This window comes from Pseudodonghicola xiamenensis DSM 18339 (genome assembly GCF_000429365.1).
Classification (GTDB): domain Bacteria; phylum Pseudomonadota; class Alphaproteobacteria; order Rhodobacterales; family Rhodobacteraceae; genus Pseudodonghicola; species Pseudodonghicola xiamenensis.
Genome location: NZ_AUBS01000018.1, coordinates 52,059 through 72,153 on the forward strand (window position 1 = coordinate 52,059; position 20,095 = coordinate 72,153).

Genomic DNA, 20,095 nt, shown 5'->3' on the forward strand with positions numbered 1-20,095 from the left:
CTGGCCCCATCGGAAGGTTTCTTCGTAGAACCACGCTAAGGAAGAACTTTCAGCGAACACAATCAGGTTCCCCAGTCTCTGGCTGGCCTGATGTTCAGTGGTCGCGCAATTTTGCGGTCTGCGGCTCCAGAATGCCAATCGAAGTCGCCGGATAGAATGACGTGCTCCCACCCGAGGGGCGATGTGTGAGGAAGCAGCTTGACGTCGTAGATCTGGGTGGTCTGCGCGAGGTGGCTGGCGGCCTTGTCCATGTAGATCGTATTCCAGAACGTGATGGCGGCGATGACGAGGTTGAGCGCCATGGCCCGCTTCTGTTGGGCGGCATCAGAGCGATCATGAATGCGCCCTTGTGAGTGGGCAAAGACGGCCCGAGCCAGCGAGTGTCGCGCTTCACCCTTGTTGAGGCCTGCGTGGCATTCCATGCGCAGGTCGGCGTTTTCGATCCAGTCGAGCATGAAGAGCGTGCGCTCGATCCGGCCGATTTCACCCAAGGCAAGGTAGAGCCGGTTTTGCTGGCGGTACGCTCCAAGCTTGCGCAGGATTTCAGACGGTTTGAGAGACTTGTCGCGGATGCTGGCGGCGAGACGCATGATGTCACCCCAATGCTGCCGGATCACTTCTTCGTTGATGGGCTTCCCGATGAGGGATGACAGGGTGGGCCACGCCTTCGCGCTTCCGAAGCATGCCAGCCGCCGGTCGGGAAAGTCGCGCAAGCGCGGGGCGAATGTCATCCCCAAGAGATGGAACAGGGCGAAGACGTGGTCCGATACGCCACCGGTATCTGTGTAATGCACAAGAGGGTCGAAGCTGGCCGGATTGCTCAGGAGGCCATCAAGCACGAAGGGGGCTTCGCCTGCGGTCGCCCCGATGACACTGGAATGGAACGATCCGTACTGACCCGACAAGAAGGAGTAGATCTTCAGGCCGGGATCGGGTCCGTATTTGGCGTTGATGAGCCCACTGCCACGATTGGCAGCGAAGAACTGCCCATCCGATGAGCTGTGCTCCACCGCGCCCCAGTGCTGCGCAAAGGGCAGGCCATGATGGGCGTCGACGATACGGCCCAAGGCATCCGCGAATGTCTCCGGCCGAAGGTACCATGTCTGCGCCCAGGTCAGCTGCGCATGGCTGACGCGCGATGAGGCATGCGCCATCCGCTCGAGACCAAGATTGGTGGCCCCGGCCAGGATCGTGGCCAGAACGGCGGCGGGTTCATCGTGCTGCTTGCCAGACCGCAGGTCGGTGAAGGCATCAAGGAACCCGGTCTGCGCATTCACCTCCCAGAGCAACTCCGTGATGCGGATGCGCGGCATCACGGCATCGATCGCCCGTTCCAAACGCATCGCTGCGGGCGGTGTGACCGCGTCATGCGGCGTAATCTTCAACCGCCCGTGTTCAATGCGGACACCAGGGAGCGCATTGCGCTTCAGGGCGCGGTCAACTTGCTCAAGGCGTTTCGCCAGCGTAGCCCGCCGGTCAGACAACCATGCGTCTGGATCGGTTTCGAATCCCGCGTCCCGCATGATGATTTCGGCTTTGTCCCGGGGCTTCAGGTAGCTGTCGAACCGGCGATAATCACGACTGCCGTCAACCCAGACATCCCCGGCGCGCAGGCGCTCTCGCAAGGTTGACACAACCGCAGTCTCGTACACGCGCCGTTGTGGCTGACCATCCTGAATGATCAGCGATGGCCAATGCTTGGCCGCGAACGGCATGGGAGGATCGTCGGGCAACTTGCGTTTGCCTGTGCGGTTTTGGTCGCGCAGCAAGGCAATTGCCTCCTTGAGGTCATCCCCCGCATCGGTGGCATTGAACTCGAACGCTTCAAGGAAGGCCGGGGCAAACTTGCGCATATAGACATAGCGCTCAGCCGCCAGAGCGAGCGGATCACTGGTTGCCAGCTCTCCAAAGCCAGCGATTTCGTCACGCTTGCCCAAGAGCGTTTCCCACCCGACATCCGCATCCAACGCAGCAAAGGGATCTTGCCCCAAATCTTGTGCGCGGGCCATGGCATCAATGGACGCGCCGAAGAGCTGCATCAGCTTGCCAACCTTGGTCTTGCCCATACGCCAGACCTCCTCCTGGCGATTGCGGGATCTTGAGAAGAGCTGGCCGGTCAGTCGCTCGAACATGGCGATCGTCGCATCGGTGAGCGTGATGGATAAATCCGCCATCTGCGCCGCGACCGTAGCGATCCGCCGCCGTTCACCAAAATCGTTCAGCAAGCTCACAGGCGCCACAGCGCCCTCGCGCGCGAACTTGAGCAGCCGGTCAGGGTGGAGGCCGTGCCCAAGGTTTGGCGGCATGTTCAGCGATCGCAGATATTTCAGGCGATCCAGAAGCGCGGTCATGCTGGCCGGGCTGGCGGAATGCGGATAGCCACGCAGCCACGTGAGCCGCGTTTGCCCAACAGATGGATCGTTGACCAAGAGCGCCTGCAACTGGACACGTTGACCCGGAGAGAGAGCATCAAACAGCGCTGCGGCAGCCTCGCGCCGGGCGCGTGCCCGCCCTTTCAGGGCAAGACGCTCAAGCGTGTCCACGCTCGGTAACACCAGATGCTGCTTGCGCAGCTCCGCAACCAGCGTCTCAACAATCTTCACGCCGTGATCCGTCGCGAAGGCCGCCATCGTGGCGATATCCTCCGCTTGCTGCACATGTTCAGGTCCGAAAGGGGAAAGCCCCAAGTGGCGCATCGCGAGGGCATGATGTTCGTGCCGCGTATTCCGCCTGATGGCATAATCGTCGAGAGTACAGGCCTCCACCTGAAGCTGTTCAGCAAGCCAAGCGATCAGTTCCGCTGGCGGCATGATGCCGTCGCTCCACCCGAAGCCCGGGTAGCGCAGCAGACAAATATGCACCGCGACACCAAGGAGGTTTTCGGCGCGACGTCGGGTACGGATCAGGTCAATGTCGTCCCGGCTCAGCAGATAATGGCGGATCAAAGCATCAGGATCCGTCAGCACCTCGAAGAGGTCTGCATGCGCGCGGGAAGAAAGTAGTCGGCGGGCCATAAAGTGTCCTCAAAACGTAGTTGCAAGTTTGAAGACCTCGAATATTATAGAGACCAATAAAAAGACAGATTTGCTGCGCCAATTCAGGATCACAGCGATCACGTGAAGTCAGGCTACAAAACGGTCGTTTTGGAGACACCATGCCACGCACCGGCGACATCCTCGGATACGCAAGGGTCTCAACCGCCGACCAAGACCTGTCCGGCCAAAAAGACCGACTGCTGCAACACGGTGCCATTCGCGTGTTCGAAGACGTGATCTCCGGCAAGACGTTCAACCGGCCCGGTCTGGCGGCCTTGCTTGATCAGGCCAGGCCCAACGATACTCTCGCTGTCATCCGCCTAGATCGCTTGGGCCGCTCGCTCAAAGAGCTTCTGGAATCCGTCGATGACCTCAAGGCCAGAGAGATCAATCTGATCAGCCTTGAGGAGCGGATCGACACGACATCCGCCGCTGGCGAACTCGTATTCCACGTCTTCGGGGCCATTGCGCATTTCGAGCGCCGCCTGATCTCAGAGCGCACCAAAGACGGCCTGATCAACGCTCGAAAGCATGGCCGCACCCCGGGGCGGCCGCCATTGCAGCCCGAGACAATCTCAGCCCTTCAAGATCTCGTCAGCGCCGGAAAATCCGTCGCCCAGGCCGCAAAACACCTCGGCATAGGCAGATCAACAGCTTACAAGGTGATCAGAAACACCACACCATAAGCCATGTTTATGCTTCGTTCTTCCTTAGCGTGGTTCTACGAAGAAACCTTCCGATGGGGCCCAGTAAGTCGTGAAGAGGGGGAACGGACGGCATTTCCCGGGGGCGCCGTCCGTTCCAAAGCGGATCAGGCGTTCAGGAACTCGTCCCAGCGCATGATCAGGTGATCGTATTCATCCGGCCATTGGTGCCAGTAGGCGACATTGGCAGCGCGCTCTTCCAGCGATCCACCATCACGCAAATCGCCCGGGTTGATGCCGCGTTCGGCAGCGCCTTTCCACGGCTGGCCTTCGTACCAGAAGGCATATTTATCCGGGTCCATCACGTCCTTGATGTTGGTCGAGGGGGAATAATAACCCTGCTCGGTCACCGTGATCCCCGGTTCGCCGGACAGCCAGAAGTTGGCATAGGCAATCACCGCCTCGCGGTTCGGCGTGCCCTTGAGCATCGACGGCCCGATGGCCCAGCCGCGATAGCCCTCTTTCGGGGTGGCGTATTTCGCCGGTTTGCCCTGCGCCTTCACCGCCATGACGGCCGGTTGCCAGGCGTCACAGACCACCATTTCGCCCGAGGCCATCAGGTTCACCAATTCGCCGAAATCGCCCCAGAGCGCGCGGAACTGGCCGGCCTTCTTCTTCGCGATCAGGAATTTGGCCGCTTCGTCGATTTCCGCCGCAGTCGGGTTGCCGGGGTTCTTGGCTTCAAGCAGTCCCAGAGAATTCATCGCCAGGATGGCCTGACCGATGGCGATCAGCGGATCGACGTTCAGGCCGGATTTGCCCTGCCACTTCTCATCGAAGATGGCGGTCCAGGTATTGGCTTCTTCGGCGCTCAGCACCTCGGGATTGTAGCCAATCGAGTCGTAATTGTAGACCGCCGGCACCATGAAAAGCTCGGTCTGCGCCTCATCGGCCCAGATCTGGCCGGAGATTTGCGCCCGCGCGTCCCATTTCGGGTTGGTCTTGGTGAAGGTGTCGCGGATCGAGGACCAGTTCGACAGGGCGGAGGCAGGGATGGTTTCGACATTGTCGGTCGCGATCAACGCCGGCAGCCGCTCGGCGATAATTTCCCAGCAATCGTAATCCGACGATCCCGACAGGATCTTGGTTTGCGCATCCGGATAGGTCGACGGCGTGCCAGAGACGGCCCCAACCCCGCTCTCGGCCTTGAACATCTCGAGAATACGATCCTGGACCGTGGTCGACAGGCCGGTGGTGCGCAGTTCCTCGGCGGAGAGATTGGCGGCATAGGCCATGCGCGACCACGGATGCAGGCCAGCACCGAACGCGGCAACCCCTGCCGCGGCGCCATACCTCAGGAACGAGCGGCGGTTGGTTTTCAAGGTCATGATGTCTTCTTTCCCTGTTGATGACGTGGTGACATTGAGTGGAATGCGGGGGCGTTGATCGCCCCTCATTGGCGACCTCAATAGCGGCCGGGGGTCAGCCCCCCGTCCACGGTGATGACCTGACCGGTGAGGTAGGAGGCATCGGAGGAGGCGAGAAACTTGATGACATTGGCGATCTCGGCAGGCTCGCCCAGTCGCTGCATCGGGATGTAGGGAGAGGCGATATCGGCGGCGTCCGGTCCCAGGCTGTGCCCCGGATTGAGCAGCTGCGCGGTACGGATATAGCCGGGAGCGACACCGTTCACCCGGATACCCCGGGCAGCATATTCAACAGCCAGCCCGCGGATCATGCCGATGACCCCCGCCTTCGCGGTGGAATAATGGACATGTTCGTCCCAGCCGTAATTCGTGCCCATGATGGAGGACAGGCAAATGATCGACGCGCCTTCCTTCATCGCCGGCAGCGCCGGACGGATCACCCGCATCATGCCGTAGAGATCGACGTCGAGGGTTTCATGCCACTTCTCGTCGGTCATCTCGGACATCGGCACACGCAGCGCGATCCCCGCATTGGCGACGATCACATTGAGCCCGCCGAACCGCCGGTTCAGCTCTGCGATCAGCGTATCCGCCGCTTCGGTCGAGCGCACGTTCAACGGCTGAAACTCGGCGCTGCCACCGGCGGCCGCGATCTCGGCAACAACGGCCTGGCCTTCGGTTTCGAGCACATCGGTGACAATCACGTGGTCGCCACCGGCCGCAAAGGCCAACGCGGCGGCGCGCCCAATGCCGATGCCCGCACCGGTGACAAGAATGATTCTCTTATCCATTTGATTCATTTCCGTTTCTAGGATCACAGCATGACGTCGCCAGAGTTCGGTCCGAGCGTTTGCCCGACGAACAGCGCCGCATCCGGAGAGACGAGGAAGGCAACCACCCCGCCCACCTCGGCCGGGCTACCGAAGCGGCCCAGCGGCAACTCCGCCCGTTTGGCGGCCTGCCAGCTCTCGGACAGGGCCTCGACCAGCGGCGTGTTGATCGGCCCCGGCGCCACGGCGTTGACCCGCACGCCCCGGCCAGAAACTTCCCGCGCCAGCGATTTGGTCATGCCGATGATCGCGGCCTTGGCGCCGGCATAGTGAACCAGTTCCACCCCGCCGATCTGACCCAGTTGCGATGCGACATTGACGATATAGCCCTCGCCCCGGCCGAGCATCGCCGGCAGACAGGCGCGGGTGCACAGGAAATTGCCCCGCACATGCACCGCAAACATGCGATCGAACTGCTCGGGGGTGATCTGTTCGAACGGCGCCTGATGGCCGAACCCCGCGTTGTTGACCAGGATGTCGGGCGCACCCAGATCGCCGGCGATGGCCGCGACCATTGCGTTGACCTGGCCCTCATCGCTGACGTCGGCGGCATAGGCGCGGGCCAGACCGCCCGCCTTGCCGATCGCGTCGACGGTGGCCTGCGCCGCAGCGAGCGACAGATCATTGACCGCAACGATATGACCATCAGCGGCGAGCCGTTCGGCAATGGCGGCTCCGATACCGGAGCCGGCGCCGGTTACAAGAGCGATCATCACGCCTCCTCCTGACCCTGGAACCGGGTGGCCCTGGCGGTGAACCGCTTCATCAGCAGGCCGTAGATCACCAGCAGCGTGAAACTGAACAGCGTTGTGAGCACCCCGAAGGCAAAGATGTTGGGATAGATTTCCACCGAAAAGGTGCCGTAGATCGCCAGCGGCAGCGTCAGTTCCCTGCCGGCGGTGAACAAGGTCCGGGCGAATTCGTCATAGCTGAGCGTGAAGGAGAACAGCATGGCCGACAGCACGCCCGGAAAGATGATCGGAAAGGTCACCCGGCGGAACGTCTGGGCCGGGCTGACCCCCAGCGACAACGAAGCCTCTTCGACAGTGCGATCGAACCGGTTGAAGATGGCCAGCATCACCAGGAAGGCGAAGGGATAGGTATAGACCACGTGCAGCACGAAAGAGGTGCTCCACCAGGCCCGCCCGATCCCCAGCGTGTTGGACAGCAGCGCCATCCCGAGACCGACCAGAACACCCGGCACCATCATCCCGAGGATGATCAGGTAGAACGCCGGCCCGGAGCCCTTGAACTTGGTGCGGAAGGCCTCGGCGCTCATCACCCCGAGCACGGTGGACACGACCGTGGTCATGAAGGCCAGCACGATCGAGCGCAACAGGCTGTCGCCGACGGGCAGTTGCGACACCCGCGAGGTATCGGCCAGCCCCAGCAGATGCTGATACCAGTAGATCGACCAATCGCGGATCGGGAATTGCGGCCCGCCGTCCGGGCTCTGGAACGAGAGGATCGCCAGGACGATCATCGGTCCATAGAGGAACAGCAGGAAAAGGACGGTATAAAGGGCAAGTGTGGGGCGAAGGATGCGGGATTGCATGGCTCACATTTCCTTTCGCAGGTCGACGATGCGCAGCGCGAGCGCGATCACCGCAGTGATGATGAGGGTGAGCACCACACCGGCGACGGCGGCAAAGGCCCATTTCAACGAACCGACCTGGCTGACGATGATATTGCCCAGCAGGTTGACCTTGCGGCCCGACAGCGAGGCGGCGGTGGCGAATTCGCCCAGCACCATGACCGAGACGAAAATGCCCCCAACCATCACCCCCGGCAGCGACAGCGGCAGGATGATGCGGCGAAAGATGGTGCCGAAGGACGCACCCAGATCGCGCGCGGCCTCGATCACGGATGCGTCGATCCGGCCCAGCATGAAGGTGATCGGCCCGACCATGAACACGCAATAGATCTGCGTCATGCCGACCAGCACCGAGAATTCCGAGAACAACAGGAAGGTCAGCGGCTCGTGAATGATGCCGAGGTTCATCAAGATCGTGTTGATCGCCCCTTCGGTCCCCAGCATCGGACGCCAGGCGATCACCCGGATCAGGAACGAGGTCCAGAACGGGATCACGCAGGCAACGAGCAACGCCGTCTGCAGCGTCTTGTTGCGCACGAAAAGGCCGATGAACAGCGCCACCGGATAGCCGACGACAAGGGTTGCCAGCAGGACGATCGCCCAGATCCGCAAGGTGGTCCAGATCGCACCCAGGTAGGTCGGCGAGCTCATGAACCGTTCCCAGCTTGCCGTGGTCAGGGTGGAGTTCACCGAAAACGTCGTTTGTGTCCAGAACGACACATAGACCACCATGCACATCGGCAGGACCATGAAGAAGAACATCCACAAGAGCCCCGGCGTCAGCAGCGCCAGCGCCCGACGGCGGTCCCTTGTCTCGCGCAATTCCGATGGCGACTGCGCGGCAGGACGCGGGGTGTCTGTCAAAACAGAGGTCATCAAACGGCTTCCTGGAACTGTCGCGCCGCATCGAACGCGAAATGGAGATCATAGCTCTGGCCTTCGACCAGAGCCGGAAGGCGGGGGCAGCTCAGGTGATCGACGACCTGCATCAAGGTGCCGTCCTTCGACCGAAAGAACGCCAGGGCAGTGGGGCCATTGAACTCTCCGGTCAGATATTTCGCGCTCAGATGCGGGCGGTCCGAAGGGACCTGCCCCTGTGGCGCCACGTCGATCTGATCGAACCGCACCGCCAGCCGCACCGCCTCCGACGCCGCGCCACACAGGCCGGCATCAAAGATGTTCCATGCGTTCAGATGGCGCGCGGCTTCGGCATTCCGGGGGCTGGAGAACAGCACATCCGGCGTGTCCGACTGCACGATGCGCCCGTTGGCCAATACCGCCACCTTGTCGCCCATGGTCAGCGCTTCGGTTTCCGATCCGGTCACATGTAGAAAGCTGACGCCAAGACGTTCGCGAATGGCCTTCAGTTCGTCACACATGCGCGCGCGCAAATTGGCGTCGAGCGCCCCCAGCGGTTCGTCCAGCAGCACGATCCGCGGTTCCGTTACCAGCGTCCGCGCCAGCGCGACCCGCTGACGCTGACCGCCGGAAATCGCGCTGACGGAGCGGTGCCCGAAGCCGTCGAGACCGACAAGCTGCAGCGCATCCTGGGTCCGGCCGGCAATTTCCGCCTCGTCGCGGACCGGAGAGACGGCGCTATACCGCAGCCCGAAGGCGACATTCTGCGCCACGGTCAGATGCGGAAACAGGGCGAAGTTCTGAAACACGAAGCCGATATCACGCAGATGCGGCGCCTTGCCGTCGATCCGCTCTCCGTCAATGGCGATTTCGCCCGCGTCCGGCTCTTCGAAGCCCGAGATCAGGCGCAGCAGCGTGGTCTTTCCGGACCCCGACGCGCCAAGCAGCGACATATAGGTGTTTTCCGGCACGACGAAATCAACGCCGTCCAAGGCAACGGTCCCACCGTATCGGCGACTGACCCGGCTTAGCGTAAGCACTGTGCTCTCCCTGATTACGATTTTTTTGATACAAAAGTCGATTCTACCGAACACAGCAAGACTAAAATGATTTTTGCATCGCAAACATCATTTTAGTCGCATCCTTCAGAGCACCAAACCAGCTTGGAAGACTTTGAAATCCCTTTGAATCTGAGGTTCTTCGCTGAAATTCTGTGCATCGCCGCGACGGCATCTGCCGACAAAACGATTTTTGCGTGCAGTAGAGGAAAGACTTCCATGCCAGATCTTTGCCGCCTATTCTGCCCGCAGCTCATGCACGACCCACGGACAAACGAAGGAAACGCCCCGTGAAAACCGAGGTAGAGACGGACAAACGCACAACCCTTTTCGAGGCTGCGGCGAATTTGATTCGCCACAACATCGAGATCGGTTTGCTCTATCCCGGTCTCGTCCTGCAGGAGAGCGCGCTTTCTGAACGGATGGAAATGTCACGGGCCACGGTGAAGCGCGCGCTTGAGATGATCGAGGCCGAAGGCCGGATCCGACGGTTCTCGGGGCGCGGGTTTCTGGTCAACGGCGGCTCAGGCGCCCCGAAACGCGAAGACCTTCGGCTAATCGAATTCGACTTGTCCGGCCTGGACGAGGCCATGGGCAAACCCAATTGGCTGCGCATCTATGACGATGTGGCCTATCACGTCACCCGCTGTCCGGTGTTCGGGCGCTATCGGATCATCGAATCCCTGATGGCCGAGGAATTCGGGGTGTCGCGCACCCTGATCCGTGACGCCCTGGGGCGGCTGCAGGAGCGCGGCCTGGTGCAGAAAAGCCGAACCTCGCGCTGGGTGGTGGAGCCGCTGACCTCGCAGCGGATCAAGGACAAATACCAATTGCGCTCGATCCTCGAAGTGGCGGCCCTGCGGTCGGCCAGCCTGCCGGTCGAGGCCCTGCGGCAGCTTTCCGATGAGATCAACGCCCTGTCCCCGGGAGAAATCCTGACCCCGACGAAATGGTTTTCACTGGATCGCCGGTTCTTTGAACTGGCCGTTCTGACCACCCCGAACACGGATCTGGCCACCTATGCGTCAAGCAACCGGCTCGCGCTCGAGGCCTGCCAGTCGGCACTGTTCTCGCTGGGGCTGCCCCCGGATACACAATCGCTTCTGGAACTGCGGCAGATCAGTGAACTGGCGCTTTCCGGCTCGATCTCGGCTGCAACCAGCATGTTGTCGATGCATCTGCAAAAGGCCTGCGAACGGACAGTAGCACAGTTGAAAATCACTGCGATCATCGAACCGACATCGGATTTCCCCGATTATCTTCAGCGCGCCTGACGCCGCTGTGCCCCCCCAAAAAACAATCACGCGGCCCGGGCGATCGCCACGAGCCGCGTGAAAGAATGCTATCAGGTCCGGCGTCCAAATGGCCGTCGGACCGTTTGCCTTACTGGCCGGCGCAGGCCTCGATCTTGGCCAGATCCGGGCCGTTGGGGGTGCGGCCCAGGTTGAACGGCGCCGAAGCGTCGCGCCAGCTGGAATAATCCTTCAGATAGCTGAGCTGGCTGGCATAGACCTTGGCCGACAGCGGGTTCTGACAGGCGACTTCCTCGATGGTTTCATTGGCCATCTGCTGGATTTGCGCCAGAGCAGCATCATCCAGCCGGTCGATCTCAACCCCGGCGGCCTTGAATTCGCCATAGGCTTCGGTGGCGCGCTTTTCGGTGAACGACAGGCTCCACAGCATGGTGGCATTGGCGGCGATCTTCAGGCGTTCCTGGGTTTCCGCATCCAGCGCGTCCCAGGCCGCCTTGTTGATCATCACCCCGAAGACCGAAGACGACTGGTGCCAGCCCGGGGTCGACCAGTATTTGGTGACCTGCTGGAAGCCGCCGGAATAATCCACGTTCGGTGTCGAGAATTCGGCACCGTCGATCACACCGCGTTCCAGCGACTGATAGATTTCACCGCCGGCCATGCTGACCTGGTTACCGCCCAGCTTTTCAAGCAGCTTGCCCTGCTCCAGCCCCGACAGCCGCAGCCGCAGACCTTTCAGGTCATCAACCGTCTTGATCGGCTTGTTCACGGTACGGAAACCGGATTCGTTGTTGGTCACGCCATAGGGCAGATAGACCATGCCGAACTTGCCATAGACCTCATTGTAAAGGTCGGCACCGCCCCATTCCTGGATCCAGTTCACATAGTCCACCGCATTGAACAGGCTGGCGGTGGTAGCCAACGGCGAAAACGCGCTGTCGCGGCCCGCCCAATAGCCCGGCCAGTCCGCACCGGCCTGGATGGTCCCGGATTCAACCGCACCAAAGACCTCGCCCGCCGGAACGATGTTGCCGCCGTCATAGAATTCGATCTGCAGCTTGTCGTCATCGACCAGGTCGTTGACCATCTTGACCCAATGCTTGTCGGTCTCGATCAACTCGAGGCTCGACGGCCAGGTGGTGGTCATTGTCCAGGTCTCGGCAACGGCGGGCGCCGCAGTGCTCAACGCGAGAGCTGCGATCGTCATCATCTTCTTCATAGTCAGAACCTCCTCATGACTTCGAACTTAACAAAATAGGGTCACCCGCCGTAGAGCGTGCTTGGCAACCAGGTCACCAACGACGGGAACAAGATGATCATCACACACATCGAGATGATCAACAGAATGAAGGGGAATACACCCCGGATAATGTCCCCGGTCGACACGTCGTCCGGGGCAATCGCCCGCATATAGAACAACGCATAGCCAAAGGGCGGCGACAGGAAGCTGGTCTGCAGAACCACCGCCATCAGGATCACGAACCACAGCGGGTTGATCCCCATTTCATTGACCAGCGGCAGGAAGATCGGGAAGGACAGCAGGACGATGCCGGTCCAGTCCAGGAACATACCCAGAATGAAGACCACCAGCAGCATCATCGCCACCAGCATATAGGGGTCATCCGCCAGCCCGCGGATCAGATCCTGGCTGGCTCGCAGCCCGCCGGTGATGTTGAACACCCCGGTAAAGGCGGTGGCACCGACCACGATGAACAGGATCATCGCCGAGGTCCGTCCGGTTTCCAGCAACGCCGAATAGAAGGTCGCCCATTCGAACCGCCCGCGCGAGATCACGATCAGCAGCGCAAGCACGGCACCGATGGCGCTGGCCTCGGTTGCGGTGGCGATACCAGCCAGCAGCGATCCAAGAATGCCCAGGATCAGCACCAGCGGCGGCACGGCCTCGACGATCAGCAGCCGCCACATCGCGGCGCGGCTGATCTGTTCCTCGTCCCGGACCGGCGGCGCCCATTCCGGCTTGAACCAGGCGATCGCCGCCACATAGATCGCATACATAAGCCCCAGCAGAACCCCGGGCATCATCGCCCCGGCAAAGAGCTGCCCGACCGACAGGCCCGGCGCATAGGAGGCCATCAGGATCAGCATGATCGAAGGCGGGATCAGGATACCGAGACAGCCGGAAGAGGCGATCAGCCCGGTCGCCAGCTTCTTGTCATAGCCATATTGCAGCATCGGCTTCAGCGCCATCATCCCCATCACGGTGATCGAGGCACCGATGATCCCGGTGGTCGCGGCCAGCAGGATCGAGATGAAGACCACCGCCAGCCCGAGGCCCCCGGTGACCCGCGCCATGAGGTGGCGCAGGGCCTCGAACATCTTGTCGGTGACACCGCTGTCGGACAGGAACCGCGCCATCAGCACGAACAGCGGAATGGCGATCAGAACGTAATTGTCGAGCACATCGCCGAAAATCCGGTTGACCACGATCCCCAGAACCATCGGTTTGCCGGCGATCACCGCCCCCAGAACCGCGGTCCCGCCCAGCACGAAGGCCAGCGGATGCCCCATGAACAGGCCCAGCAGCAGCAGGCCCGACATAATCAACGCAATTGCTTCACCGGACATCCATCGGCTCCATCGGTTCAAGGTGGTCGGTCTTGTTCAGAACCAGTTTGAGCACTTCGGCCACGCCCTGAATCAGCAACAGCGCGGCTGCGACGAACATGGCGATTTTCAGCGGATAGACCGGAAGCTGCACCGCGCCATAAGTGACTTCTCCCTGTTTCAGGGAGGTCATGGCGAAATCCCAGCTGCGCCGGGTAAAGACCCAGGCGAACGGCAAAAAGAAGATCAGATAGCCGGCGACCTCGGTCCATCGACGGAACTGATGACCCATTCGCTCGGTCAGAAGATCGACCCGCACATGCGCCTGATGGCGCAGGGCATAACCACCCAGCAAGATGAAGTAGAACCCATAGAGCTGCTTGCTCAGGTCGAACGCCCAGCGTGTCGGTGACCCGAACACATAGCGCATGAAGACGTCGTAGATGATGATCCCGGCAAAAACGATAGCGACGACGGATACAATCCGACCGACGAGCTCGTTGATGCCGTTGATCAGGCGAATGATCGGCAAATCAGAAGCCTCCCCAAAATTCGCGGCCGTTTCGGCCATTTCGGACAGCCCCACAGGGGCTGTCTATTCCCTTCTTACTCCGTGGCGGAGCCTGCAATTTATTGGCTGTTTTAGCAACCCACCCGAGCACTCAGCAGCCCTGCCATCGCGCGGCGCGCTTCTCGGCAAAGGCCAGCGCGCCCTCATGTGCATCACCCGACACCGCGATCGGTGCAAAGACCCGATCACTCTCGTGCCAAAGCGCGGTTTCATCTCCCTGCCCCATACCATGCAGCAGGGACAGAATCGCGCTGACCGGCAGCGGCGCGCAGGCGGTGATGTCACGCGCCAGCGCCAGGGCTTCGGGTTTCGGATCGGCGGTTTCGGTGCTGCGGCTGATCAGCCCCAGCGTTTCGGCCTCGTCACGGTCGAAGATACGCCCGGTCAGCAGAATCTCGGCCGCCTTTGCCGCCGGCACGCGCTCGGCCAGGCGAAAGGTGCCACCTGCCCCGGCGATCAGGCCGCGTTTCGGTTCCGGCAGCCCGAAACGGGCCCCGGGCGAGGCAACGATCATGTCGCAGGCCAGTGCCAATTCGAATCCGCCCGCCAGGGCCGCGCCACCGACGGCCGCGATCAGTGGCTTGTTGCGGTGCCGGCGGACCAGGCCGCCGAATCCGTCGCGCCCGTTCAGGATCGCGTCTCCTTCCCCTGCGGCGAAGGCCTTGAGATCCATACCGGCGCAAAAGCTCCGCCCTGCGGCGCACAGCACCCCGACACGGATTGTCTCGTCCTGTTCGATCCAGTCGAAAGCCGCGCGCAGACCGTCGCACAATGCGCCGTCCACCGCGTTATGTGCCTCCGGACGATTCATCGTCACCACGCCGATATCGTCCAGCGTCTCTGTCAGTACAACCTCAGCCAAGCCCGGCCCCCTCTTGTTCAAGGGCCAGCCGTTCGGCTTGCTTGCGCAGCTCGGCCCGGATGATCTTGCCGGTCGTGGTCATCGGCATCTCGTCGACGAAATGCACCGCCCGGGGGTATTCATAGGCCGCCAGCCGATCCTTGACGTGGCGCGAAATCTCAGCCGCCAGATCGGCCCCGGCGCGATACCCTTCGGTCAAGGTAACGAAGGCGGCCACCACATGGCCACGCACCCGGTCCGGCTGGCCGACCACCCCGGCCAGATGCACGGCGGGATGTTTCAGCAGGCAATCCTCGATCTCGGCCGGGCCGATCCGATATCCGGCAGAGGAGATCACATCGTCATCCCGGCCGACAAAGGCGAACCGCCCGTCGGCCCGGCACAGGCCGCGATCACCGGTCAGAAGCCAGCGCCCATCGGGCCCGTCGATGAACTTCGCCCGGGTGGCTTCGGGATTGTTCCAATAACCCAGGAACATCACCGGATCAGGCGCCAGAACGGCAATCTCGCCCTCGGTGCCCGAGGGCAGAACCTGACCGCTGTCGCCGTCGATGACCGCGACCCGATGCCCGGGCGCCGCCCGCCCCATCGCCCCCGGCGCCGGCTCTTCAATCGCGCAGCAACAGGAGATGGTCATGTTACATTCGGTCTGGCCGTAAAATTCGTTGATCGTGGTGCCAAAGACCCCCCTGCCCCACTCCAGCAGCTCCGCCCCGAGCGGTTCGCCACCGCTGGCGACCGAGCGCAGCGACAGGTTCCAGGCGGCGGCCTCGGGTTCCAGCCGCATCAGCTTGAGCGCGGTGGGCGGCAGGAACGTATTGCGGATACCTTGATCGCGGATCAGGTCAAAGGCGGCCCGGGCGGTGAATTTCCGGAACCGGCAGGCCACCACGGTGACACCGTGATAGAGCCCGGGCAGCAGCACATCGAGCAGGCCACCGATCCAGGCCCAATCTGCCGGCGTCCACAGCCGATCCCCCGGTTGCGGGAACAGATTATGGCTGACCTCGACCCCCGGCAGGTGCCCCAGCAGGACCCGATGGGCATGCAATGCGCCCTTGGGATTGCCCGTGGTCCCCGAGGTATAGATGATGATCGCCGGATCCTCTGCCGCCGTCGGCGCCATCGGAAAGCTTGTCGGCTGATCGGCGCAGGCCGCGTCGAAATCGACCAGCTCAATACCGGGAAACCGCTGTGCCACCCCGTCGGGAAGATTTTTGCACAGGATCAGGTCCAGATCAGGCAGATCGGCGACAATACTGGCCAGCGTATCCAGATTCTCCGCCCGGGTCACCACCGCCCGGGCGCCTGAATCGCGCAGCCGATGCAGCAGGGCTTCGGGCCCGAACAGCACGAATAGCGGCAAGGACACCCCGCCCATGCGGGTAACGGCGATATGGGTCACCGCTGTTTCCAGCGATTGCGGCATCAGCACCCCGACCCGGTCACCGGCCTGCCCTGGCCGGTGCGTGGCAATGCCCCGCGCCGCCAGCGCATTCGACAGCCGCGCCGCACCTTCGGATAATTGCCGATAGCTGTGATGTTCGGCCACGCCGTCCTCATCGACCTCGATGATGGCAATGCGATCAGGCTCCCGTTCGGCCCAGTGATCGCAAACAGCTTCGCCGATGTTGAATTGCGCCGGAACCTGCCATTCGAATGCCGCAAGCCCTGACGCCGACATTGCTCTCCCCTGCAAAGCCGGTTCTCCTTCCTGTCCTCCCGGCGCATATGCGCCGATCAAGTGATCGGCCAAATGCTAGACTGAGCGGTATATTTATGTCAATATTCATAAATATCAGCGAAAAACCGGAAACATTGCGAACGAATGATCGAATCAGGCCCCCAAAACACCGAATCCCCTGATCCCCGACAGGATACACTCGCCCAGATCAGGGCTGCCGGTCTGCAACTGATCTACCAGCATGGCTATGAGGGGATGGGGCTGCGCCTGCTGGCGTCGCAAGCAGGCATCGGACAAAGCACGCTTTATGGTCACTATGCGACCAAACAAGAGCTTCTTGTCGATCTGATCTGCCTGCACATGAACGAGCTGCTGACCAGCATGCGGCAAGCGGTGCCGTCAAGCGGGGCGCCGCTGGATCGCTATCTCGCCTTCGTACACTTCCATCTGGTCTATCACATTCGCCGGCGTCGCGAGGTCTTCATCTGCTATTCCGAACTGCGCAGCCTGGAGCCGGAGAACTACCAGCGCGTTACCGAGCTTCGGCAACAATATGAACAAGCGTTGATGGAGATTATTGCCGAGGGCATGACGACCGGGGTGATGCGACCGGGCGAGGCGCGGGTGGCGGCCTATTCCATCCTGGCGATGTTGTCGGGCATCACCACCTGGTACAATGCCGACGGGCCGCTGTCAGAAGCCAGGATCTGCGACGAATACACCCGGCTGGCCACCGCAGCAGTCATTGACCCGTTGGGCATTGCGCTGGCGCGCTGAGACCAGCGGGCCAGCACCCCAAGACGCCAGGGGGCTACATCTCGTAGCCGGGGGCCTTGTACACCGTCCCGGGATCGGCCTGGGCGATGTCCGGCACATAAACCTCTTCTTTCCAGCGCTCCGGCGCCACCTCCTCAATCGCCACCGAAACCGAAGCGTCTCGGGTCTCGAAAATCTCCATCACATTTCGGGCGATCGCTTCGGCCAGACGATTTTTCTGATCCTCGGTCTGGCCCGGCCAGGCTTTGACGATGACATGGGGCATGGCTGTTTTCTCCTGTCGGTCAGCCCTCCGGGCGACATCCCTGCCTCCCGCGCGTTTTCTGCTGTTCTCTTTTCAGAGGTCAACGAGATTGTCGAGCCGACCGGGCCCAGAGCAGAGCCCGCGTGCCCCGCAGGACCCTTGCAAAACAGGCTCTGTTCCGGTGAATCTCTCAAGGGTTTCTCAGGGGTCTTGATTCGCGGCACGCCGAACTCCCCGCACATCCCGCCGACATTGCTGATCCGCATCAGGCACGCCCCTGTCGAAATGGAAAACCTGCAGAAGCATATGTTTTCAAATATTTAGCTTCCTGCCCCTATAGCGGACGCCGAGCTTGGCCAACCCTTGCTTATCCGGGTAGATCAAAAAACTATTGTCTGGTGAAGAGTTGCGTGTCATGAGTTCAGTTGTCGCAAGATAACGAAAATACCGCACTTTGGCGACGAAACCAACAAGACCCACCAAGAGGTCATGAGGGCAGCATGAATTCGACGACAGACATCACCGGCTCCAGATCCATCGCGGCTTCGATCGCCAGCAATGCGGCGCGCCTCTCCGAAGCGCTTGACGCCCATATGCGCAACAGCTTTCAACCCGAAAGCCGGAAGACGTTGCGCAAATTTCATCCCGCCGAGGTCTCGGAGCTGACCGGGATCAGCATGTCAAACCTGAGGACCCGGCACCAGGACGGCGATTTCCCCGATGTAGAGACTGATTCCAGGGGACGCAGACTCTATTCCGCCGAGGAGATCGACCAGATCCGCCATGTGATGGCCCGCACCGGCCGCAATGGCGACGCTTATCTTCCCGGTCGGCGCGAAGGCGATGCGCTTCAGGTCATTTCGATCGTCAACTTCAAGGGCGGGTCAAGCAAGACCACCACCGCCATCCATCTAGCGCAACGCTATGCGCTGCGCGGCTATCGGGTGCTGGCGATCGACATGGATCCGCAGGCCAGCCTGACCACCATGTTCGGCTACCGTCCTGAAATCGAATTTGCCGAAAGCGGCACCATTTATGACGCGCTGAAATACAATGATCCGGTACCGCTGAGCCAGGTGGTGCGCGAGACCTATTTTCATAACCTTCACCTCGCCCCCGCCGGGCTGTTGCTGTCGGAATATGAAACCGAAACCGCCTATGCGCTTCAGCACAAGGTCGATCCACCCTTTACCCAGCGCCTTGCCATCGCGCTGGACGAGATCGAAGCGAATTACGATCTGGTGATCATTGATTGCCCGCCGCAGCTCGGCTTTACCACGATGACCGCATTGCTGGCGTCGACTGGGCTGCTGATCACGGTCATTCCCAGCATGCTGGACGTCGCTTCGATGGCGCAATTCCTTGAAATGGCAGGAGAAACGGTTCAAACCTTGGAAGAGGTAAACGGCCCGATCGACTGGAATTTCCTCAAATTCCTGATTACGCGCTATGAACCCACTGATGTGCCCCAATCGCAGATGGCGGGGTTCTTGCGGTCAATTCTGCTCAATCAGGTGCTGACCACCCCGATGCTCAAGTCCACCGCCATTTCCGATGCCGGGATGACACAACAGACGATTTACGAACTCGATCCCTCGCAGGTCGTCAAAAAGACGCTCGACCGGATTCTCGAAAGCGTAAACGGGGTGGCGAATGAATTCGAAAAGACATTGCAACAGGCCTGGGGACGGGAGGTTGACTGATGGCGCGTAGAAATCTGTTCCAGCCCCCTCCCCCGCCGGCGACGCCTGGTGAAACGCCGCAAAAGGATCCGAAATCCCGTTTCCCCAATACCGGGGCGATGAGCGGGGTAAAATCCACGCTCAAGGATCTCTCCAGCAACGCGGTCCGGGATATCCCGATCGAGGCGATTGAGGAGGACGGCCCAAAAGACCGGCTGTCGTTCAATGATACGGATGTCGCAGCCCTTGCCCAGAGCATTCGCGAACACGGCCAACAAGTGCCAATCATGGTCCGCCCCACCGCGGACAAGCCTGGGCATTATCGCATTGTCTACGGGCGGCGACGCCTGCGGGCACTCCGGTTTCTGGGGCTGCCGGCGAAAGCACTGGTCCGGTCGCTGTCGGATGAAGAGGCCGTCCTAGCCCAGGGGCAGGAGAATTCCCAGCGGCTCGACCCCAGTTTTATCGAGAAAGCGCTGTTCGCCGCGGAACTGGCGGCAGGCGGTTACGACCAGCCTGTCATCCTCGACGCGCTGGCTATCGACAAGCCGATGTTGTCGCGAATGAACAAGGTTACCCGCGCGATCCCTGCAGAGGTGATCCAGGTGATCGGATCCGCCCACGGGATCGGGCGCCGCCGTTGGGAGGAGCTTGCCGACCGGACCCGCGACCACGGGCTCGACCTTCTTCAGATCGTTACAGAGCTTGATCTGGAGGGGCTGCCTGGGTCCGATGACCGATTTGCCCGGGTTCAGGATGCCGTGGCCCGCAAGCTGCAGACGCCGGCCAGCCCGACCCCCTCCCCTGCCCTTCAGGTCACTCTGAAGGACGGGACCCCACTGGTGGAAATCAAGGATTCGGCTCGCGCCCTGACACTCAAGCTGTCGAAAACGGCAACCCCGGATTTCGCCCGATGGATGCGTGACAACGCGGAAACCGAGCTGATGCGCCTCTATGAGGCGTGGCAGTCGGAGCAGGCGTCCGACTGAACGATAACGAGCAGAACTAACA

General features: G+C 61.3%; 18 protein-coding genes. 5 read left to right on the forward strand and 13 right to left on the reverse strand.

Annotated elements, in window-relative coordinates:
- Positions 1–62: 62 nt before the first annotated feature.
- Positions 63–3,014 carry a Tn3 family transposase gene (locus G455_RS0114775; protein WP_028094409.1) on the reverse strand — a complete coding sequence of 984 codons (2,952 nt, stop codon included), beginning with the start codon at positions 3,012–3,014 and terminating at the stop codon, positions 63–65.
- 140 nt (positions 3,015–3,154) lie between these two features.
- Here G455_RS0114775 and G455_RS0114780 point away from each other — a divergent pair, with 140 nt between their 5' ends.
- The gene (locus tag G455_RS0114780; protein ID WP_028094410.1) at positions 3,155–3,721 is read left to right on the forward strand and encodes a recombinase family protein; all 567 of its coding nucleotides are present in this window, start codon (positions 3,155–3,157) and stop codon (positions 3,719–3,721) included.
- A gap of 125 nt (positions 3,722–3,846) precedes the next feature.
- On the opposite strand, the gene G455_RS0114785 is transcribed toward G455_RS0114780, so the two are convergent.
- The 6 genes from G455_RS0114785 to G455_RS0114810 form a co-directional block, all read right to left on the reverse strand.
- Positions 3,847–5,067 carry an ABC transporter substrate-binding protein gene (locus tag G455_RS0114785; protein WP_028094411.1) on the reverse strand — a complete coding sequence of 407 codons (1,221 nt, stop codon included), beginning with the start codon at positions 5,065–5,067 and terminating at the stop codon, positions 3,847–3,849.
- Between the two features lie 77 nt (positions 5,068–5,144).
- Complete coding sequence (locus tag G455_RS0114790) at positions 5,145–5,897, reverse strand: SDR family NAD(P)-dependent oxidoreductase (protein WP_205620479.1); 753 nt, start codon at positions 5,895–5,897, stop codon at positions 5,145–5,147.
- A 23-nt stretch (positions 5,898–5,920) separates the two neighbouring features.
- Positions 5,921–6,649: an SDR family NAD(P)-dependent oxidoreductase gene (locus G455_RS0114795; protein ID WP_028094413.1), complete on the reverse strand. Its 729-nt coding sequence runs from the start codon at positions 6,647–6,649 to the stop codon at positions 5,921–5,923.
- On the reverse strand, positions 6,649–7,491 hold the full coding sequence (locus tag G455_RS0114800; RefSeq protein ID WP_028094414.1) for an ABC transporter permease: 843 nt from the start codon (positions 7,489–7,491) through the stop codon (positions 6,649–6,651). The genes G455_RS0114795 and G455_RS0114800 overlap by 1 nt, the downstream gene beginning before the upstream one ends.
- A gap of 3 nt (positions 7,492–7,494) precedes the next feature.
- Positions 7,495–8,406 (reverse strand): ABC transporter permease, encoded by a 912-nt coding sequence (locus G455_RS0114805; RefSeq protein WP_028094415.1) that lies wholly within the window; start codon positions 8,404–8,406, stop codon positions 7,495–7,497.
- Positions 8,406–9,380 (reverse strand): ABC transporter ATP-binding protein, encoded by a 975-nt coding sequence (locus G455_RS0114810; protein WP_229861815.1) that lies wholly within the window; start codon positions 9,378–9,380, stop codon positions 8,406–8,408. Before G455_RS0114810 ends, G455_RS0114805 begins: the two co-directional genes overlap by 1 nt.
- A gap of 356 nt (positions 9,381–9,736) precedes the next feature.
- Between G455_RS0114810 and G455_RS0114815 the strand changes: the two genes are divergently transcribed.
- Positions 9,737–10,720: a GntR family transcriptional regulator gene (locus G455_RS0114815; protein ID WP_028094417.1), complete on the forward strand. Its 984-nt coding sequence runs from the start codon at positions 9,737–9,739 to the stop codon at positions 10,718–10,720.
- Between the two features lie 109 nt (positions 10,721–10,829).
- Here G455_RS0114815 and dctP read toward each other — a convergent pair whose 3' ends face one another.
- The 5 genes from dctP to G455_RS0114840 all read right to left on the reverse strand — a co-directional run bounded on the left by dctP (position 10,830) and on the right by G455_RS0114840 (position 16,381).
- Positions 10,830–11,918, reverse strand: coding sequence for a TRAP transporter substrate-binding protein DctP (dctP, locus tag G455_RS0114820; protein ID WP_028094418.1), 1,089 nt, complete (start codon positions 11,916–11,918; stop codon positions 10,830–10,832).
- A 41-nt stretch (positions 11,919–11,959) separates the two neighbouring features.
- Positions 11,960–13,285 carry a TRAP transporter large permease gene (locus G455_RS0114825; RefSeq protein WP_028094419.1) on the reverse strand — a complete coding sequence of 442 codons (1,326 nt, stop codon included), beginning with the start codon at positions 13,283–13,285 and terminating at the stop codon, positions 11,960–11,962.
- The gene (locus G455_RS0114830) at positions 13,275–13,796 is read right to left on the reverse strand and encodes a TRAP transporter small permease subunit (protein WP_028094420.1); all 522 of its coding nucleotides are present in this window, start codon (positions 13,794–13,796) and stop codon (positions 13,275–13,277) included. The genes G455_RS0114825 and G455_RS0114830 overlap by 11 nt, the downstream gene beginning before the upstream one ends.
- 130 nt (positions 13,797–13,926) lie before the next feature.
- Positions 13,927–14,697: an enoyl-CoA hydratase-related protein gene (locus tag G455_RS0114835; protein ID WP_028094421.1), complete on the reverse strand. Its 771-nt coding sequence runs from the start codon at positions 14,695–14,697 to the stop codon at positions 13,927–13,929.
- Entirely contained in the window at positions 14,690–16,381 is a 1,692-nt protein-coding gene (locus tag G455_RS0114840; RefSeq protein WP_028094422.1) for an AMP-binding protein, read from the reverse strand. The genes G455_RS0114835 and G455_RS0114840 overlap by 8 nt, the downstream gene beginning before the upstream one ends.
- 144 nt (positions 16,382–16,525) lie before the next feature.
- Here G455_RS0114840 and G455_RS0114845 point away from each other — a divergent pair, with 144 nt between their 5' ends.
- Positions 16,526–17,158, forward strand: coding sequence for a TetR/AcrR family transcriptional regulator (locus G455_RS0114845; protein WP_051312536.1), 633 nt, complete (start codon positions 16,526–16,528; stop codon positions 17,156–17,158).
- 34 nt (positions 17,159–17,192) lie between these two features.
- On the opposite strand, the gene G455_RS0114850 is transcribed toward G455_RS0114845, so the two are convergent.
- Complete coding sequence (locus G455_RS0114850) at positions 17,193–17,423, reverse strand: tautomerase family protein (protein WP_028094424.1); 231 nt, start codon at positions 17,421–17,423, stop codon at positions 17,193–17,195.
- A 479-nt stretch (positions 17,424–17,902) separates the two neighbouring features.
- Between G455_RS0114850 and repA the strand changes: the two genes are divergently transcribed.
- Both repA and repB read left to right on the forward strand, forming a co-directional pair.
- Positions 17,903–19,105, forward strand: a complete 1,203-nt coding sequence (gene repA, locus G455_RS0114855) for a plasmid partitioning protein RepA (RefSeq protein ID WP_028094425.1) — start codon at positions 17,903–17,905, stop codon at positions 19,103–19,105.
- Complete coding sequence (repB, locus tag G455_RS0114860; RefSeq protein ID WP_028094426.1) at positions 19,105–20,073, forward strand: plasmid partitioning protein RepB; 969 nt, start codon at positions 19,105–19,107, stop codon at positions 20,071–20,073. Before repA ends, repB begins: the two co-directional genes overlap by 1 nt.
- Positions 20,074–20,095 lie beyond the last annotated feature (22 nt).

Coding starts and splice junctions, on each gene's coding strand:
- G455_RS0114775 (WP_028094409.1), bottom strand. CDS start 3,014: ATGGCCCGCCGACTACTTTCTTCCCGCGCGCATGCAGACCTCTTCGAG.
- G455_RS0114780 (WP_028094410.1), top strand. CDS start 3,155: ATGCCACGCACCGGCGACATCCTCGGATACGCAAGGGTCTCAACCGCC.
- G455_RS0114785 (WP_028094411.1), bottom strand. CDS start 5,067: ATGACCTTGAAAACCAACCGCCGCTCGTTCCTGAGGTATGGCGCCGCG.
- G455_RS0114790 (WP_205620479.1), bottom strand. CDS start 5,897: ATGGATAAGAGAATCATTCTTGTCACCGGTGCGGGCATCGGCATTGGG.
- G455_RS0114795 (WP_028094413.1), bottom strand. CDS start 6,649: ATGATCGCTCTTGTAACCGGCGCCGGCTCCGGTATCGGAGCCGCCATT.
- G455_RS0114800 (WP_028094414.1), bottom strand. CDS start 7,491: ATGCAATCCCGCATCCTTCGCCCCACACTTGCCCTTTATACCGTCCTT.
- G455_RS0114805 (WP_028094415.1), bottom strand. CDS start 8,406: ATGACCTCTGTTTTGACAGACACCCCGCGTCCTGCCGCGCAGTCGCCA.
- dctP (WP_028094418.1), bottom strand. CDS start 11,918: ATGAAGAAGATGATGACGATCGCAGCTCTCGCGTTGAGCACTGCGGCG.
- G455_RS0114825 (WP_028094419.1), bottom strand. CDS start 13,285: ATGTCCGGTGAAGCAATTGCGTTGATTATGTCGGGCCTGCTGCTGCTG.
- G455_RS0114840 (WP_028094422.1), bottom strand. CDS start 16,381: ATGTCGGCGTCAGGGCTTGCGGCATTCGAATGGCAGGTTCCGGCGCAA.
- G455_RS0114845 (WP_051312536.1), top strand. CDS start 16,526: ATGATCGAATCAGGCCCCCAAAACACCGAATCCCCTGATCCCCGACAG.
- G455_RS0114850 (WP_028094424.1), bottom strand. CDS start 17,423: ATGCCCCATGTCATCGTCAAAGCCTGGCCGGGCCAGACCGAGGATCAG.
- repA (WP_028094425.1), top strand. CDS start 17,903: ATGAATTCGACGACAGACATCACCGGCTCCAGATCCATCGCGGCTTCG.
- repB (WP_028094426.1), top strand. CDS start 19,105: ATGGCGCGTAGAAATCTGTTCCAGCCCCCTCCCCCGCCGGCGACGCCT.